15 protein-coding genes are annotated in these 15,838 nt (G+C 64.1%); 7 read left to right on the top strand and 8 right to left on the bottom strand.

Annotated features, from left to right (window positions below; genetic code table 11):
- The 3 genes from IVB32_RS34700 to IVB32_RS34690 form a co-directional block, all read right to left on the bottom strand.
- A partial coding sequence (locus IVB32_RS34700) for a YccF domain-containing protein (RefSeq protein ID WP_247412841.1) occupies nt 1-300 on the bottom strand: 300 nt, incomplete at its 3' end.
- A gap of 171 nt (nt 301-471) precedes the next feature.
- The gene (locus IVB32_RS34695) at nt 472-2,016 is read right to left on the bottom strand and encodes an acyl-CoA synthetase (protein WP_018456966.1); all 1,545 of its coding nucleotides are present in this window, start codon (nt 2,014-2,016) and stop codon (nt 472-474) included.
- Between the two features lie 128 nt (nt 2,017-2,144).
- Nucleotides 2,145-2,954 (bottom strand): crotonase/enoyl-CoA hydratase family protein, encoded by an 810-nt coding sequence (locus IVB32_RS34690; protein WP_018456967.1) that lies wholly within the window; start codon nt 2,952-2,954, stop codon nt 2,145-2,147.
- A 116-nt stretch (nt 2,955-3,070) separates the two neighbouring features.
- Here IVB32_RS34690 and IVB32_RS34685 point away from each other — a divergent pair, with 116 nt between their 5' ends.
- Nucleotides 3,071-3,943 carry an SDR family oxidoreductase gene (locus IVB32_RS34685; RefSeq protein ID WP_018456968.1) on the top strand — a complete coding sequence of 291 codons (873 nt, stop codon included), beginning with the start codon at nt 3,071-3,073 and terminating at the stop codon, nt 3,941-3,943.
- A 228-nt stretch (nt 3,944-4,171) separates the two neighbouring features.
- Entirely contained in the window at nt 4,172-5,752 is a 1,581-nt protein-coding gene (locus IVB32_RS34680; RefSeq protein WP_026233274.1) for a fatty acid--CoA ligase, read from the top strand.
- Between the two features lie 168 nt (nt 5,753-5,920).
- Here the strand turns inward: IVB32_RS34680 and IVB32_RS34675 are convergent, their stop codons facing one another.
- Nucleotides 5,921-7,195 carry an acyl-CoA dehydrogenase family protein gene (locus IVB32_RS34675; protein ID WP_018456970.1) on the bottom strand — a complete coding sequence of 425 codons (1,275 nt, stop codon included), beginning with the start codon at nt 7,193-7,195 and terminating at the stop codon, nt 5,921-5,923.
- A 210-nt stretch (nt 7,196-7,405) separates the two neighbouring features.
- Between IVB32_RS34675 and IVB32_RS34670 the strand changes: the two genes are divergently transcribed.
- Complete coding sequence (locus tag IVB32_RS34670) at nt 7,406-8,185, top strand: enoyl-CoA hydratase-related protein (RefSeq protein WP_018456971.1); 780 nt, start codon at nt 7,406-7,408, stop codon at nt 8,183-8,185.
- 146 nt (nt 8,186-8,331) lie between these two features.
- On the opposite strand, the gene IVB32_RS34665 is transcribed toward IVB32_RS34670, so the two are convergent.
- From IVB32_RS34665 to IVB32_RS34655, 3 genes are read right to left on the bottom strand one after another with little or no spacing between them, the layout of a single operon-like run.
- Nucleotides 8,332-8,709 carry a DUF6285 domain-containing protein gene (locus IVB32_RS34665; RefSeq protein WP_026233275.1) on the bottom strand — a complete coding sequence of 126 codons (378 nt, stop codon included), beginning with the start codon at nt 8,707-8,709 and terminating at the stop codon, nt 8,332-8,334.
- Nucleotides 8,710-8,711: 2 nt separating this feature from the next.
- Nucleotides 8,712-9,698, bottom strand: coding sequence for a phosphotransferase family protein (locus tag IVB32_RS34660; RefSeq protein ID WP_018456973.1), 987 nt, complete (start codon nt 9,696-9,698; stop codon nt 8,712-8,714).
- Complete coding sequence (locus IVB32_RS34655; RefSeq protein WP_026233276.1) at nt 9,695-10,483, bottom strand: enoyl-CoA hydratase/isomerase; 789 nt, start codon at nt 10,481-10,483, stop codon at nt 9,695-9,697. The genes IVB32_RS34660 and IVB32_RS34655 overlap by 4 nt, the downstream gene beginning before the upstream one ends.
- A gap of 165 nt (nt 10,484-10,648) precedes the next feature.
- On the opposite strand from IVB32_RS34655, the gene IVB32_RS34650 reads away from it, so the two are divergent.
- From IVB32_RS34650 to IVB32_RS34640, 3 genes are all read left to right on the top strand, one after another.
- Nucleotides 10,649-11,428 (top strand): SDR family oxidoreductase, encoded by a 780-nt coding sequence (locus IVB32_RS34650; protein ID WP_018456975.1) that lies wholly within the window; start codon nt 10,649-10,651, stop codon nt 11,426-11,428.
- 25 nt (nt 11,429-11,453) lie between these two features.
- Nucleotides 11,454-11,834 (top strand): VOC family protein, encoded by a 381-nt coding sequence (locus tag IVB32_RS34645; RefSeq protein WP_007593712.1) that lies wholly within the window; start codon nt 11,454-11,456, stop codon nt 11,832-11,834.
- Between the two features lie 273 nt (nt 11,835-12,107).
- A complete protein-coding gene (locus IVB32_RS34640) occupies nt 12,108-13,385 on the top strand; it encodes an acyl-CoA dehydrogenase family protein (protein ID WP_018456976.1) in 1,278 nt (425 codons plus the stop codon).
- A 49-nt stretch (nt 13,386-13,434) separates the two neighbouring features.
- On the opposite strand, the gene yghU is transcribed toward IVB32_RS34640, so the two are convergent.
- Complete coding sequence (gene yghU, locus IVB32_RS34635; RefSeq protein ID WP_018456977.1) at nt 13,435-14,316, bottom strand: glutathione-dependent disulfide-bond oxidoreductase; 882 nt, start codon at nt 14,314-14,316, stop codon at nt 13,435-13,437.
- Nucleotides 14,317-14,619: 303 nt separating this feature from the next.
- On the opposite strand from yghU, the gene IVB32_RS34630 reads away from it, so the two are divergent.
- The gene (locus tag IVB32_RS34630; protein ID WP_018456978.1) at nt 14,620-15,753 is read left to right on the top strand and encodes a nitronate monooxygenase; all 1,134 of its coding nucleotides are present in this window, start codon (nt 14,620-14,622) and stop codon (nt 15,751-15,753) included.
- Nucleotides 15,754-15,838: the final 85 nt, after the last annotated feature.

The raw sequence follows: 15,838 nt of genomic DNA, 5'->3' as shown, positions 1-15,838 counted from the left end.
GGCGGTGAAGAGGTGGCCGAGCGCCAACCACCAGCCGGCGAGCACGAACCAGATGATGTTGCCGATCACCCCGAGCGGGCCGGTGCCGACATCCTCGACACCGGTGACCTCATAGCGGCTGACCGCCCGCGAGCCGAACGGCATCAGCGTGTAGACGGCGATATTGAACGCCGCCCGCGCCCAGGGCAGGCCGATGATGGTGACCGCCATGATGACCGCAGCGACCAGCCAGCCGAGCGCCATCCAGGCGCCGCCAATGAGAATCCAGAGCAGGTTTAGCAGGATGGAAACGGGAGCCATGGGATGATCCGAAGGTCAATGATCCCGTGAGTATAGCACGATGCGCGAGGTTGCGATCGATAAAGCCGCTCACGTATTCGCGTGCTCGTGTAGCCCGGATGAGCGAAGCGACATCCGGGTCTTACTGGTTGTTATCCCGGGTATCGCTTCGCTCACCCGGGCTACGCACCGCTAGATCTTCCGCCCCGCCTGCTCCCAATAGGGATCGCGCAGGCGCCGCTTGAAGATCTTGCCGGAGTCTTCGCGCGGCAGCCCGGTGCGGATCTCGATGTGCTTTGGGACCTTGTAGTCGGCAAGCGAGGCCTTCAGGCGGGTGCGGATTTCGGCGGCATCCAGCGTAACGCCGGCTTGCGGCTCGACCACCGCCATCAGCGCTTCGCCGAACTCGGCATCGGGGATGCCGAACACCGCGCAATCATGCACGCCGGGCACCGCGTGCAGCACGGACTCGATCTCGGCCGGATAGATGTTGACGCCGCCCGAGATCACCATGTCGCGCTTGCGGTCGCAGATGAAGACGTAGCCCTCTTCGTCGATATAGCCGACGTCGCCGGAGGTGATGAAGCCGTCGCGATCGATTTCGGCGCGCTTCTCCGGCTTGTTGTGGTAGGTGAAATCGGCCATCCCGGCCATGCGCGAGTAGATCTCGCCGATCTCGCCTACACCCAGCACGCGTCCGTCCTCACCGATGAAGCGCAGCTCGGCGCCGGGCGAAATCCTGCCGACGGTGCCGGGCTTCCTCAGCGCGTCCTCGGAGGTCGCGAAGGTGACGGCGCTGGATTCGGTCGAGCCGTAGAATTCATAGATCACCGGCCCCCACCATTCGATCATGGCGCGCTTGACGTCCGCCGGACAGGGTGCTGCGGCGTGAATGATGTGGCGGAGCGAGGAGACGTCGTATTGCTTGCGCACCTCCTCCGGCAGCTTCATCAGGCGGATGAACATGGTCGGCACCATGAAGATGGTGTCGATCTTGTAGCGCTCGATCAGCTCGAGAAATTCCTCGGGCTCGAAGCGGGGAATCAGCACCAGTGCGCCGCCGAGTTTTCCCGCGCGAATGCCGAACGAGTTCGGCGCGGAGTGATAGAGCGGGCCCGGCAGGATCGTGCGGGCGCCGGGCTTGAGCCCGTAGATCATCGCGCGCATGCGCTCGCCGGCAGCCGCCTGCTCCGGCGTCGGCGCGTTGCGCCGTACGCCCTTGGGGTGGCCTGTCGTGCCCGAGGTGTAGATCATGTTCATGGGCTGCGGCCCGACCGGGCCGTCATAGGGCTGGTGCTCTGCGAGCCAGGATTCGAAATCGATCGCGAAGTCCGGCGTCTTCAGATGATCGGGATCGATCTTGTAGCTGGACAGGATCTCCGGGGGCGTCGGCACGCTGAGCACGGTGACGCCTTGGGGAATCGCATCGCGCAAGGCATGCAGCATGTCGGCATGGCCGATCAGCACGGAGGTGCCGGTGTCGTTCAGGATGTAGTTGATCTCCTCCGGCTTGAAGTGCCAGTTGATCGGCACGCCGTAGGCGCCCAGCCGCATGGCGGCATAGGCGGCTTCGATGAAGGCGATGTCGTTGCGCATCAGCATGCAGACGCAATCGCCCTGCCTGACGCCGATCTGGCTGAGACCGCTCGCGATGCGGTCGGCACGATCAGCGACCTCGGCATGGGAGCGGCTGCGCCCGCCGGAGACGATGCCGAGGAAATTTGAGGTTTCGCTCATTGTTGTTTTTCTTTGTTGTTGAAGTTGCCCCTCATGGTGAGGAGGCGCAAGGCGCCGTCTCGAACCATGAGAGCCCGTGGCCCATCCCTCGAGACGCCGCTTCGCGGCTCCTCGGGATGAGGTCTGCGCTAATCCGCAAACTTCGGCGCGCGCTTCTCCAGATTGGCACGCACCGCCTCGGTCTGGTTCGCGCTGCCGATCAACTTCTGCTGCTCGACGGACTCGGCGAGTAGCGCGGGGCCCGGATCGACCGAGAGATTGTTGAGCATGCGTTTCGCGGCGCGGATCGCATCGGGGCTTTTTCCCGCGATCTCGCGCGCGACGTCGAGCGCGGCAGCGCGCGGGTCGTCGCAGATGCGCGTGGCGAGACCGTAAGCCATCGCCTCCTGCGCGGAGAAGATGCGGCCGGTGTAGGTGAGATCGCGCAAGATGTCGTCGCGCACGAGCGAAGCCAGGATCGGCGTGCCCGCCATGTCGGGTACCAGACCCCATTTGATTTCCATCACCGACATTCGCGCATCGGGCGTGAGGAAGCGCATGTCGGCGCCGAGTGCGAGCTGGAAGCCGCCGCCGAAGGCGACGCCCTGGATCGCCGCGATCACGGGGACCGGAAGCTGGCGCCAGCCCCACACGGCCTGTTGCGCAAAATTCGCCTGGCCGTGCGTGCGTTTGGTGAGGTCGCGATTTTCGCCACCCGGAATTCCATTGCCCCCCTTTTCCTTCATGGCGGCAAAACGCCCCATGTCGAGACCGGCACAGAAGGCGCGGCCCTCGCCGGACAGCACCACGACGCGCACGCCTTTTTCCTTCGAAAGCCGATCCGTTGCGGCCACAAGGGCCTCGAACATGGCCTGATCCAGCGCATTCATCTTGTCCGCGCGCACCAGCCGCACGTCGGCGACGCCTTCCGAGATCGAGATCGAGACGCGCTCTTCCATGGATGAATTCTCCCCTGGTTCCCGGCTGTTCTTGTTCGGTGCCGCTTTACAGGAAGCCGGCGGCCGGATTTAGTCAATCGATCAATTAACCGACAATCGCGACGGGGGAAACAGCCATGTTCAAGGAAAATCTTCTGGCGGGGCGGCGCATCCTCGTGACCGGCGGCGGCACCGGGCTCGGCAAGTCGATGGCGGCGCGCTTTCTCCAGCTCGGCGCGGAAGTCCACATCTGCGGCCGGCGCAAGATCGTCTGCGACGAGACCGCGACCGAGCTGATGGCCGAGCATGGCGGCCGCGTCACCAGCCACGGCGTCGACATCCGCAACGCGCTCGCGGTCGAGGAGATGATCGAGACCATCTTTCGCGACGGCCCCCTCACCGACCTCATCAACAACGCCGCCGGCAATTTCATCTCGCGCAGCGAGGAGCTGTCGCCGCGCGGCTTTGACGCCGTCGCCAACATCGTCATGCACGGCACGTTCTACGTGACGCAGGCGGTCGGCAAGCGCTGGATCGCGTTGAAGCAGCCCGGCAACGTCGTCTCGATCACCACGACCTGGGTGCGCAACGGATCGCCTTACGTGGTGCCGTCGGCGATGAGCAAGTCGGCGATCCATGCCATGACGATGTCGCTCGCCACCGAATGGGGCCGCTACGGCATCCGGCTGAACACGATCGCGCCGGGTGAGATCCCGACCGAGGGCATGAGCAAGCGCATCAAGCCCGGTGACGAAGCCGGCGCGCGCACCAAGGCGATGAACCCGATGGGCCGCGTCGGCACCATGGAGGAATTGCAGAACGTCGCCGTGTTCCTGATCTCCGGCGGTTGCGACTGGATCAGCGGCGAGACCATCGCCATGGACGGCGCGCAGGCGCTCGCGATGGGCGGCAATTTCTACCAGCTCCGCGACTGGAGCGACGACGACTGGAAAACCGCACGCGAGAGCATCATGGCGCAGAATGAAAAGGACCGTGCGAAGCGGGGCTGAGGCTCTCTCCGTAGTCGTCCTGGCGAAAGCCAGGACCCATTATCACCGAATGTTCTTTGGCGAAGATTGGCCATGGCCAGTCTTCGCCGAATTGCGTTTTGTGGCTATGGGTCCTGGCTTTCGCCAAGACGACGACGCTGAAGCCATGGCGTACCCTCTCCCATCTTGTCTTCGCCCGCGGATGACGCCACACTCCGCGGCATAAGAACAAGACGTCACGGGAGAGACATGTCCACCACACAGCCATTGGCTGACCTCGCCGACATGGTGCGCGAGCGCGCCAAGAGCCGCGGCAATGCCATCGCCTTCGAGTTCGAAGGTCGTGTCACCAGCTTCGCCGAGTTCGACATCAAGACGAATCGCGTCGCCAATGCGCTGATCGCGATGGGTGTGAACAAGGGCGAGCGCATCGCCTATCTCGGCAAGAACAGCGACAACTATTTCGAGCTGCTGATGGGTGCCATGAAGGCCGGCGTGGTGATGGCGCCGGTGAACTGGCGGCTCGCGGGCCCCGAGGTCGCCTTCATCGTGAGCGACTGCAAAGCGCCGGTGCTGTTCGTGGGACCTGAGTTCATCACCCAGGTCCGCCAGATCAAGGACCAGTTGCCGGGCGTGCGCAGCGTCATCACCACCGAAGGCGGCGCGCCGGAATGGCAGGATTTTACAGCTTGGCGCGATGCACAGAGTGGCGACGATCCCAAGGTGCCGATCGACACTAAGGACATCGCGATCCAGCTCTATACCTCGGGTACGACAGGCAAGCCGAAGGGCGCGATGCTGTCGCATGCGAACTTCCTCAACCTGGTGCAAACAGGCAATGCCGAGGACAAGCCGGAGTGGAACCGATGGTCGACCGACGACGTGTCGCTGGTCGCGATGCCGATCTTCCATATCGGCGGCTCCGGCTGGGGCGTGATGGGGCTCTACCACGGCGCCCGCGGCGTGATCGCGCGCGAGTTCGATCCGACCAAGGTGCTGGATTTCTTCGAGCAGTCCGGCATCACAAAGCTGTTCATGGTGCCGGCGGCGATGCAGTTCGTGGTGCGGCAGCCGCGCGCGAAGACAATCGATTTCTCCCGGTTGAAATACATGCTGTACGGCGCCTCGCCGATACCGGCGGCGCTGCTGAAAGAATGCATCGAGATCTTCAAATGCGGGTTCGTGCAAATGTACGGCATGACCGAGACCACCGGCACCATCGTCGCGCTGCCGCCGGAGGATCATATCGAGGGCTTGGAGCGGATGCGCTCGGCCGGCAAGGCGCTGCCGGGCGTCGAGATCGCGATCCTAGACGTTGACGGCAAGCCGCTGCCGCCGCGCGAGGTCGGCGAGATCGCGACGCGCTCGGGCTCCAACATGGCCGGCTACTGGAACCTGCCGGAAGCGACCGCCGCGACGCTGCGCGGCGACGGCTGGCTGCGCACGGGTGATGCCGGCTACATGGACGAAGACGGTTATCTCTACATCCACGACCGCATCAAGGACATGATCATCTCCGGGGGCGAAAACATCTACCCGGCCGAGGTCGAGAGCGCGCTGTGCGATCATCCCGACGTCGCGGAAGCTGCCGTGATCGGCATACCCGACGACAAATGGGGCGAGGCGGTGAAGGCCGTTGTGGTGATGAAGCCCGGCAAGCAGGCGACCGCCACCGACATCATCAACTTCACGCGCGAGCGCATCGCCGGCTTCAAGACGCCGAAGAGCGTGGAGTTTTTGCCGGCGCTGCCGCGCAATCCCTCAGGCAAGATTTTGCGACGGCAGTTGCGGGAGCCGTATTGGGCGGGGAAGGATAGAAGGGTGAATTAGCACCACTCCAGCCACATCGTCGTCCCGGCGAAGGCCGGGACCCATAGCCACAGGATTGGGTTTTGCGAAAACTCGGAGTTGCCGTCTCGCGCAACGACTTCTCCGTGGGGTAATGGGTCCCGGCCTTCGCCGGGACGACTCCGGGGAGAGACTGCGCGCAACAATCCCTCAATGCTTCCCCGGCCCCATATAGCCGAACAAAAATCCCGCTACCTTGCGGATCTGGATCTCCTCGCTGCCCTCGGTGATGCGATAGCGGCGGTGATGGCGGTAAATGTGCTCGAACGGCTTGTGGCGTGAATAGCCCATGCCGCCGTGAACCTGCATGGCGCGGTCGGCAGACTCGCAACACAGGCGGTTTGCCCAGTAGTTGCACATCGAGACGCGGTCGGAGAGCGTGCGCTCGATCTGCTCCTCGGTGAGCTTGTCCATTTCCCAGGCGGTCTTGCGGATCAACAGGCGCAGCATCTCGGCCTGCGTCGCAAGCTCGACCAGCGGGAATTGGATCGCCTGGTTCTCGGCCAGCGCCTTGCCGAACGGTTTTCGCTCGCGCGCATACTTCACGCTCTCGTTGATGCAGTAGACCGCTGCCCCCAACGAACTCGCTGCCTGCCGGATGCGGTTTTGATGGACAAAACATTGCGCCAGCGACAGGCCGCGACCGTCCTCGCCGAACAGCGCATCCTCCGGCACGAACACGTCCGTAAAGCTGACGCGGGGATGATCGGTCGGCATGTTGAAGGTCCACATATACTCTTCGATCTTCACGCCATGGCTCGTGGCCGGCACCAGGAAGCAGGTGATGCCGCGGGCATCGCCGTCATTGCCTGACGTGCGCGCGAACAGCGCGCAATGCGTGGCGACGTGCATGCCGGTCGTCCACATCTTCTCGCCGTTGATGATCCAGCCCTTGACGTTGTCACGGGTCGCGGGCACCGCGCGCGCTTCCATATGGGTGGCGTCGGAGCCGTGATTTGGCTCGGTCAGGCCGAAGGTGATGCGGTACTTGCCCTTGATCGAGCCGTCGATCATCGCCTTCTGGTCGTCGCGTCCGTAGCGATCGAGCATGGTGGCGACTGGGAAGTTGCCGACGATGGAATGCTCGTTCTGGAGGTCGTTGTGCAGGCCGAGCCCCTTGGCGGCAAAGTGCTCGCGGATGACCGCCATCCAGAGGTTGGAGCCATTCTTGCCGCCATATTGCTTCGGCACCGCAAAACGCAAATGACCGGCGGCGTCTGCGAGATCCTTGGCCTTGCGCAGCAGCGCCTCCCATTCGTGGCGCGGCAGGCCGCCATTCTCGAAATCGGTGCGCGCCCATTCGCGGCGGTGATCGAAGAAGCGGATGTTATCGTCGACCGCCTCCAGCGGCTTGATCTCGCGTTCGATGAAAAGGTCGAGCTCTGTGAGATAGGCGACGAGATCGGCAGGCAGCGAGAAATCCACGGCTCTCTCCCGGATGATTTTTTCGTTTTGCGTTAAGGCGCTGGGCGCAGCTTTGCTTCGCACGATTAAGGTGAGAAGAGCGCCGCCAAGTCAAGCAATGGGAGACGTGTGAGATGCGCAAGGCGCATTGCGCAATTCGATGGTGCTCCAGCGCGGAGGCGCGGTAGTATTCCGGCAATATTCCTTCACGAGAAACTGCGGGAGCGCACGATGGAGCTGAAATTTTCCAAGGTGGAACGCAAGGGGCCGATCACGATCGTGACGCTGTCGCGGCCCGAGGTCTACAACGCGCTGCACACCGACGCGCATTTCGAGCTGCAAAAGGTATTTGACGATTTCTCCGCCGACCCCGAGCAATGGATCGCGGTCGTCACCGGTAGCGGCGATAAGGCGTTCTGCGCCGGCAACGATCTGAAGTGGCAGGCGGCCGGCGGCAAGCGCGGCTGGGACAAGGGCGGCTTTGCCGGCCTCACTGCGCGCTTCGACTGCGACAAGCCGATCATCGCCGCGGTCAACGGCGTCGCCATGGGCGGCGGTTTCGAGATCGCGCTCGCCTGCGACCTCATCATCGCCTCGGAGAACGCGACCTTCGCCCTGCCCGAGCCCCGCGTGGGGCTGGCCGCACTCGCCGGAGGGCTGCATCGGCTGCCGCGGCAGATCGGACTCAAGCGCGCCATGGGCATGATCCTCACCGCGCGCCATGTCAGCGCCAAGGAGGGTCTCGAACTCGGCTTCGTCAACGAGGTGGTGCCGCAGGGCGAAGCGCTGACGGCCGCGCTGCGCTGGGCCGAGATGATCACCAAGAATTCGCCGATGTCGATCCGCGCGTCAAAACAGGCGATCCAGAAGGGCCTCGGCGTGTCGCTGGAGCAGGCGATCGAGGAGCAGCGGGAATATCCGGCCGTGAAGGCGATGGTTGCGTCCCAGGACTACATCGAGGGTCCGAAGGCGTTTGCGGAGAAGCGGCCGCCGAAATGGGTGGGGAAGTGAAGGGTCGCTCGGCTCATCACCGCCGTCATGCCCCGGCTGGACCGGGGCATCCAGTACGCCGCGGCTTCTCGGCTCAATCAATGCCGCCTCTGGATACATGGATCGCCCGCCTTCGCGGGCGATGACAGCAGAGAGTGTAGTACCGCCTACCCGCTTCGCGAGAGTTCGCGTTTGTACGACGCGTAATTCGGCTGGTCCACCGCAAGCTTGTCCATGGTCGTTTGCCACAGATGCTCGGCAAGGCCGGGCGTCGCTAGATCGACCTCGCCCTTGGCGATGCGCTCGGCCAGCGTGCGGTTGAGATCGGTCACCGAGCCGTCCATGCCGAGCAGAGCACGCAGCCGCTCCGCCTCAGCGGCGTCGCTCCCCTCCTCCAGCGTCAATTGCCGCGTCACGAGGTCGAGGATGTTGATGGCGACGCGCAGCTTGAAGGCCTGGTGGCCGGAGATCAGCGGCGCGATGTCGTTGCGGAGGAAATCGGCGACTGACTTCGTCAGCTCGATCGGGGTCGGCTCGTCCTGCATGGTCAACTCCCCCGCGGCGCCAGCAGCCGCAACAGATCGATCTCGGTCTCGGAAGCGCGGCGGCCGATCATGGCGCGTTCCATCGAATGGTCCGGGCCCTCGCGAAAGCGCTGCATCATGCCGCCGCACATGATGCCCCAGCGCAGCGTGCCCATCACTTCCCAGAATTTGACACGCGATGGATCGACCTTGCGCCCAGCCGCCTCATAGCCGGCAAACAGCTCCTGACGCGAGCCAAAGCCGCCGACCGGCTTGTCGATCTCGCCAAAGCGCCAGGAGTTGACGCAGACCCAGCCGAGATCCTCCATGGGATCGCCGAGATGGGCGAGCTCCCAGTCCAGCACCGCGCGCAGGCCGTCGGCGCCAATGATGAGATTGCCGTTGCGGAAATCGCCATGCACCAGCGTCGTCTCGGCCGAAGGGCCCGGATCGTGGTCGCGGAGCCAGCGCAGCGCCAGCTCGAAGACGGGTTTGGGCCAGTCCAGGCTGCGATAATCGCGTTCGAACTCAGAGATCTCCTCCGTCGCGGACCGGCTGCGCAGCTCGGGCAATTTGTCCCGCGGCAGCCCGTGCAGCTTCGCGAGCACGCCGCCGATCTGCCGTGCGAGACGCGGCCGCGCCGCCGCAAACTCGTCGTCGCGCAGAATCTTGCGCGCGATGGTTTCGCCCTCGACCCGCTGCATGATGAAGCCGGTGCCGAGATCGTCGTCCGGCGTGAGCACATGCATCACGCGCGGCGACGGCACGCCGGCCTCATAGGCAAGCTGCATCAGCTGCGCCTCCGCGCCGAGACCTGCCGCGCGCGTCGGCGCCGCGCCATACCCCTTCGGCGAGCGGCGCAGGATCGCACCGATCGGCCCGTCGGGATGCACGATGTCGAAGCGCCAGGTCTCCTGGCTGGCGCCGCCGGACAGCTTGGCCGCGCCGGTCACGCCGGTCGCCCCCTCGCACCAGCGCGCAACGCTGCGGGAAAGCTCAGCCTCGATCATTTGCCCTTGAACTGCGCCGGACGCTTCTCTAGGAAGGCGCCAACACCTTCGCGGAAATCATCCGTGTCGCCGGCATGGAGCTGGCACTGAAATTCGAGATTGAGCTGATCCTCGAAGGAATTCTCCGGGCTGTCCCAGTACAGCTTGCGGATCAGCGACAGCGCGACCGTCGGGCCGCTGGCGAGGTCGCGCGCAAGCTTCATCGCCTCCTCCATCAGCACGCCGTCATCATAGACGCGATTCACAAGGCCCCATTCCAGCGCCTTATCGGCCGGGAGCCGCTCGCCCATCAACGACAATTCGATCGAGCGTGCCTTGCCGATCAGCCGCGGCAAGAGCCAGGTCGAGCCGCAATCCGGCACCAGACCGATGCGGCGGAACGCTTGCAGGAAATAGGACGAGCGCGCGCACAGGATCATGTCGCCGAGCAGCGCGAAGCTCATGCCGGCGCCGGCCGCCGGGCCGTTGACCGCGGTCACGATCGGGCAATGCAGATTGCGGATGCGGCGCAGGAAGGGATGGAAGCCGGTCTCGAGCGTCAGGCCGGCCTTGGTCTTCTTCGACTGGTTGTTGCGGCCCTGGAGATTCGCCCCGGTGCAGAACGCCCGCCCTGCGCCCGTCAGCACCACGCAGCGCACCTCGTCCTTCTTCTCCTCGATCGTGTCGAGCGCTTCTGAGAGACCGCCCAGCATGTCCACGGAGACCGCGTTCATCACCTCCTGATGGTCGAGCTTGAGGATCGCGACCGAACCATCGAGATCGAGCGTGACGTGTTTGAACTGCATGGTTTCCTCGTGAGTTGCGGCCTGCACCAGTTTCGCAGACCGGAATTGCTTTTGCCGGGGCGCATATTTGATTTTTGGCGCGGTCTTGTCCATGGTGATCGGAGCATAGCAAGCAATCTTGCGCGCAGCGGCTGATGCGCACGAAGCAAAAACAGGAAACGCGCCATGAACCTTTTCGACCTTTCGGAACGCGTCGCCGTGATCACCGGCGGCAATGGCGGCATCGGGCTGGGCATCGCGCAGGCGCTCGCCGGCCAGGGCTGCAACGTCTCGATCTGGGGCCGGAATGCTGACAAGAACAAGGCCGCTGCCGCGAGCCTGGCCGGGCTATCAGGCAAGGTCGACACGCGGGTCTGCGACGTCACCGACCCGGCCTCGGTCAATGCCGCGATGAAGGCCACGCTCGACACATTCGGCCGGGTCGACGGCTGCTTCGCCAATGCCGGCATCGGCGGCGGCGGCCGGCGCTCCTTTATCGAACGCACCGAGGAAGAATGGCGCACGATGTTTGCGACCAATCTCGACGGCGTGTTCCACGCGTTCCAGGCTGCCGCAAAACACATGACCGCGCGCGCCGAGGCCGGCGATCGCTTCGGCCGGCTGGTGGCGACTTCGAGCCTCGCCTCGATCTTCGGCACCGCGCGCAACGAGCACTATGCCGCGACCAAGGCCGCGATCAACGCGCTGGTGCGTGCGCTCGGCGTCGAGCTGGCGCGTCACGGCGTCACCGCGAACGCGATCCTGCCGGGCTGGATCAAGAGCGACATGACCTCGGGCCTGATGGCCAACGAGAAATTCGTCGCCAACGTGATGCCGCGAATTCCGGTGCGGCGCTTCGGCGAGGCCAGCGACTTCGGCGGCATCGCGGTGTATCTGATGAGCAAGGCCTCGTCGTACCACACGGCGGATACGTTCGTGATCGACGGCGGTTATACGGCGTTTTGATTTTCATAATGAGGGGAACGGGCACATGTTTTCACACGTCATGATCGGCACCAACGACCTCGACAAGGCCAAGGCCTTCTACGACAATTTGCTGTCCACGCTCGAGGTGCGGCCGGCGCGGGTCGACGGCCATCGCATCTTCTACATTACCAAGACCGGCGTGTTCTCGGTCACAAAGCCGATCAACGGCGAAGCGGCGACGCCTGCGAATGGCGGCACCATCGGCTTTGCCGCCAACTCGCCGGAACAGGTCAATGCATGGCATACGGCCGGCATCGCCGCCGGCGGCGTTCCTTGCGAAGATCCTCCTGGTATCCGTCAAGGCCCGGGCGTCAACCTCTATATTGCCTATTTGCGTGACCTCGACGGCAACAAGATCTGCGCGATGCACCGGATGGCAAGCTAGGCCGGCCGCAACCACCGCTGTCATGCCCCGGCTTGACCGGGGCATCCAGTACGCCGCAGCTTCTCGATAGATCACATACGCCTCGGAGTACTGGATCGCCCGATCAAGTCGGGCGATGACAGCGAGAATGCCGCCCATTCAAACAACATTTCAAACGTCCGCGATATTCCATCGCATGGCATGGCTCGCGTTGGAAAAAATGCGCGCTCGCACTTTGGCGACGCTGCGACTATTCTCCGGCGCAACGCGATCTCAGCGACCCCGGGAGGAACAATGACAAAACACACCTATATTCCCCGCACCACCAACTACACCCTCAATCCCGGCGACGAGCTCAACGACCTCAGGATGTCGGACCAGGTCCGGCCGCTCTACGATCACGTCAGGAAGTTCATCCGCGACACCGTCGAGCCGATGTCGACCGAATTCGCCAAGGCCGGCGAAGGCAAAGAGGATCGCTGGAGCTTCACGCCGAAGCAGCTCGAGGTGCTGGAGAAGGCCAAGAACAAGGCCAAGCAGGAAGGCCTCTGGAACTTCTTCCTGCCCGACGACGAGACCGGCCAGGGCCTGAAGAATCTCGACTACGCCTATATCGCATCCGAGCTCGGCAAGAGCCCACTGGCATCGGAGAGCATGAACTGCTCGGCGCCTGATACCGGCAACATGGAGGTGCTGGAGCGCGTCGGCACCAAGGAGCAGAAGGAGAAGTGGCTGAAGCCGCTGATGAACGGCGAGATCCGCTCCGCCTATGTCATGACCGAGCCGAACGTCGCCTCCTCCGATGCCAAGAACATCTCGACCAGCGCCAAGCTCGTCGGCGACGAATGGGTCATCAACGGCGAGAAATATTACATCTCCGGCGTCGGCGATCCCCGCTGCAAGATCCTCATCGTGATGGTGAAGACCAACCCGGATGCGGCGCCGAGCAAGCAGCAGTCGCAGATTCTGGTGCCGCGCGACACGCCCGGCGTCGAGGTGCTCGGTCCCATGTACGTGTTCGGCCAGGACCACGCGCCGCGCGGCCACATGCACATGCGCTTCAACAACGTGCGCGTGCCCAAGGAGAACATTCTGCTCGGCGAAGGCCGCGGCTTCGAGATCTCGCAGCTTCGGCTAGGCCCGGGCCGCATCCATCACTGCATGCGCACTATCGGCAAGGCCGAGAAGGCGCTCGATTTGATGGTGCAGCGTGGCCTCACCCGTGAAGCCTTCGGCAAGAAGATCGCCCATCTCGGCGGCAACATGCAGATCATCGCGCAGGCGCGCTGCGAGATCGAGGCGATGCGGCTGATGGTGCTGAAGGCCGCCAAGGCCATGGACGTGCTCGGCAACAAGGAGGCCCGCGTCTGGGTCTCCATGGTCAAGGCCATGGTGCCGGAGCGAGCCTGCAAGATCATCGACCAGTCGATCCAGATGCACGGCGCCACGGGCATCTCGCACTGGACCCCGCTCGCGGAGATGTATCAGGACGTGCGCCATCTCCGCTTCGCGGATGGTCCGGACGAGGTGCACTGGATGGTGGTGGGACGCCACGAGCTGAGCATGGCGTGATCAACTGCCTCTCTTCCCCTCTCCCCGCACGCGGGGAGAGGGGAAGGGGCTACGACGCGGCCACCTCGCCGGTCTTGTCCTGCGTCTTGGTCTCGAAATCGCTAGCGTCATGCCGCTCGTGAAGCTGGCTGGCGGGATCTCCGGAGACACGGTTGACCATGCGGCCGCGCTTGACGGCCGGGCGCTTGGCGATCTGGTCGGTCCAGCGCTGCACGTGCTTGTAGTCCTGCACGGACAGGAATTCGCCGGCGCCGTAGACCAGCCCCTTGGCGAGCGCGCCGTACCAGGGCCACACCGCCATGTCGGCGATGGTGTATTCGCTGCCGGCGAGATATTCGTTGTCGGCGAGCCGGCGGTCGAGCACGTCGAGCTGGCGCTTGGTTTCCATCGCGAAACGGTCGATGGCATATTCGATCTTGGTCGGCGCGTAAGCGTAGAAATGGCCGAAGCCGCCGCCGAGATAGGGCGCGCTGCCCATCTGCCAGAACAGCCACGACATCGCTTCAGTGCGGCTCTTGATGTCCTTCGGCAGGAAGGCGCCGAACTTTTCGGCGAGGTAGAACAGGATAGAGCCGGACTCGAACACCCGGATCGGCTCCGGGCCGGAGCGGTCCATCAGCGCCGGGATCTTGGAATTCGGATTGATGTCGACAAAGCCGCTGCCGAACTGGTCGCCGTTACCGATTCTGATCAGCCAAGCGTCGTATTCCGCGCCCTTGTGGCCGAGGGCCAGAAGCTCCTCCAGCATCACGGTGACCTTGACGCCGTTCGGCGTCGCCAGCGAATAGAGCTGGAAGGGATGCTTGCCGACCGGCAGCTCCTTGTCATGGGTGGGACCGGCGATCGGGCGGTTGATGCTGGCGAACTGTCCGCCGTTCTCCTTGTTCCAGGTCCAGACCTTGGGCGGCACGTAGGCGGGGGTGTCGGTCATGCGAGGGCTCCGGCAAAAAGATGCGTCTGCATTAATTAGCCCGCGGACGGCGGATGGCAAGCCCTGCCGGCCCTGCGTCCGGCGCGGGCCTCGCGACCGCGTCATGCGTCCGACGTTGCCGAGGACGGCCATCACGAGAAGCCGCATCTGTCGAGCCGGGCGTACGGCTTCGCGCAACACGGCGTGTGCACGCAAGATGCGCCGCCAAATCCGGATTGGCATAGCGCAAGACGATGGTCTAGCGTCGATGAGCCTTCGCTCAAGATTGCGACAACAGCAACGCGAGGCCGCCGGGAGAGAACGATGAAATCGCCGATCTGCGACATGCTGGGCATCGATTTCCCGCTGCTCGCCTTCAGCCATTGCCGCGATGTCGTCGCGGCTGTCAGCCGCGCCGGTGGGTTTGGCGTGTTAGGTGCGACCGTGCACACGCCGGATACGCTCGAACGCGAGCTGAGATGGATCGACAAGCACGTTGACGGCAAGCCTTACGGCGTCGACGTGCTGATCCCCGAAAACATCTCGACTGCGGGCGAGAAGGACGTCACCTGGAAGAGCCTTGAGGCGCGCGTGCCACAGGAGCACCGCAACTACACGCGCAATCTCCTGAAGAAATACGACATCGAACTCACGACCACCGAGGTCGCCGACAACCAGCCGCAGCCGTTCGATGGCAGGACCGCGCTGGAGCTGCTGGAGGTCTCGTTCAACCACCCGATCCGCCTGATCGCCAATGCGCTCGGCGTGCCGCCGAAGGCCATGATCGAGATGGGCAGGAAGCACGGCGTGCCGGTCGCGGCCCTGGTCGGCGCCAAGGAGCACGCGCTGCGCCAGGTCGCGGCCGGCGTCGATATCCTCGTGGTCCAGGGCACCGAAGCTGGCGGCCATTGCGGCGAGGTCTCGACCATGGTGCTGGTGCCCGAGGTGATCAAGGCGATCAAGAATATCCGCGACGTGCCGGTGCTGGCGGCCGGCGGTATCATGACGGGACGACAGATGGCGGCCTGCATGGCGATGGGTGCCGCGGGCGCCTGGACCGGCTCGGTGTGGCTTGCGACCGTCGAGTCCGAGACCACGGAGATCTTTCGCGAGAAGATGATCGCGGCATCGTCGCGCGATGCGGTGCGCTCTAAGGGCCGCACTGGAAAGCCGGCACGGCAACTTCGTTCGGTCTGGACCGACGCCTGGGACCGCGCAGCCGAGAGCCCCGGCGCATTGCCGATGCCGCTGCAAAGTATCGTCAGCCGCGACGCCTTCAACTCGATCGACCGCGCCGCGGCGGGCGGCAACGCCAAGGCGCGCGATCTCGTGAGTTACTTCGTCGGCCAGGGCGTCGGGCTGATCGACAGCGTGAAGTCGGCCGGTGCGGTGGTGCAGGAGTTCAAGGAAGAGTTTGCCGAAGCCGTCGAGCACATGAATGCGCTGGTGGCGGAGTGATTGCCACACACCGTCATTGCGAGCGCAGCGAAGCAATCCAGACTACCATCGCGGAAAGACCCTGGATTGCTTCGCTACGCGCGCA

Source organism: Bradyrhizobium sp. 23 (assembly GCF_023073295.1).
Lineage (GTDB): Bacteria > Pseudomonadota > Alphaproteobacteria > Rhizobiales > Xanthobacteraceae > Bradyrhizobium > Bradyrhizobium canariense_D.
The sequence above is the reverse complement of the archived record's forward strand: the minus strand, read 5'-3'. Positions and strand labels throughout refer to the sequence as shown.

What these genes read in the sequence shown, in the direction of transcription:
- IVB32_RS34660 (WP_018456973.1), bottom strand. Translation starts at nt 9,698, where the DNA reads ATGATCGAGGCTGAGCTTTCCCGCAGCGTTGCGCGCTGGTGCGAGGGG.
- IVB32_RS34685 (WP_018456968.1), top strand. Translation starts at nt 3,071, where the DNA reads ATGTTCAAGGAAAATCTTCTGGCGGGGCGGCGCATCCTCGTGACCGGC.
- IVB32_RS34665 (WP_026233275.1), bottom strand. Translation starts at nt 8,709, where the DNA reads ATGCAGGACGAGCCGACCCCGATCGAGCTGACGAAGTCAGTCGCCGAT.
- IVB32_RS34645 (WP_007593712.1), top strand. Translation starts at nt 11,454, where the DNA reads ATGTTTTCACACGTCATGATCGGCACCAACGACCTCGACAAGGCCAAG.
- IVB32_RS34670 (WP_018456971.1), top strand. Translation starts at nt 7,406, where the DNA reads ATGGAGCTGAAATTTTCCAAGGTGGAACGCAAGGGGCCGATCACGATC.
- IVB32_RS34690 (WP_018456967.1), bottom strand. Translation starts at nt 2,954, where the DNA reads ATGGAAGAGCGCGTCTCGATCTCGATCTCGGAAGGCGTCGCCGACGTG.
- yghU (WP_018456977.1), bottom strand. Translation starts at nt 14,316, where the DNA reads ATGACCGACACCCCCGCCTACGTGCCGCCCAAGGTCTGGACCTGGAAC.
- IVB32_RS34655 (WP_026233276.1), bottom strand. Translation starts at nt 10,483, where the DNA reads ATGCAGTTCAAACACGTCACGCTCGATCTCGATGGTTCGGTCGCGATC.
- IVB32_RS34680 (WP_026233274.1), top strand. Translation starts at nt 4,172, where the DNA reads ATGTCCACCACACAGCCATTGGCTGACCTCGCCGACATGGTGCGCGAG.
- IVB32_RS34630 (WP_018456978.1), top strand. Translation starts at nt 14,620, where the DNA reads ATGAAATCGCCGATCTGCGACATGCTGGGCATCGATTTCCCGCTGCTC.
- IVB32_RS34695 (WP_018456966.1), bottom strand. Translation starts at nt 2,016, where the DNA reads ATGAGCGAAACCTCAAATTTCCTCGGCATCGTCTCCGGCGGGCGCAGC.
- IVB32_RS34650 (WP_018456975.1), top strand. Translation starts at nt 10,649, where the DNA reads ATGAACCTTTTCGACCTTTCGGAACGCGTCGCCGTGATCACCGGCGGC.
- IVB32_RS34640 (WP_018456976.1), top strand. Translation starts at nt 12,108, where the DNA reads ATGACAAAACACACCTATATTCCCCGCACCACCAACTACACCCTCAAT.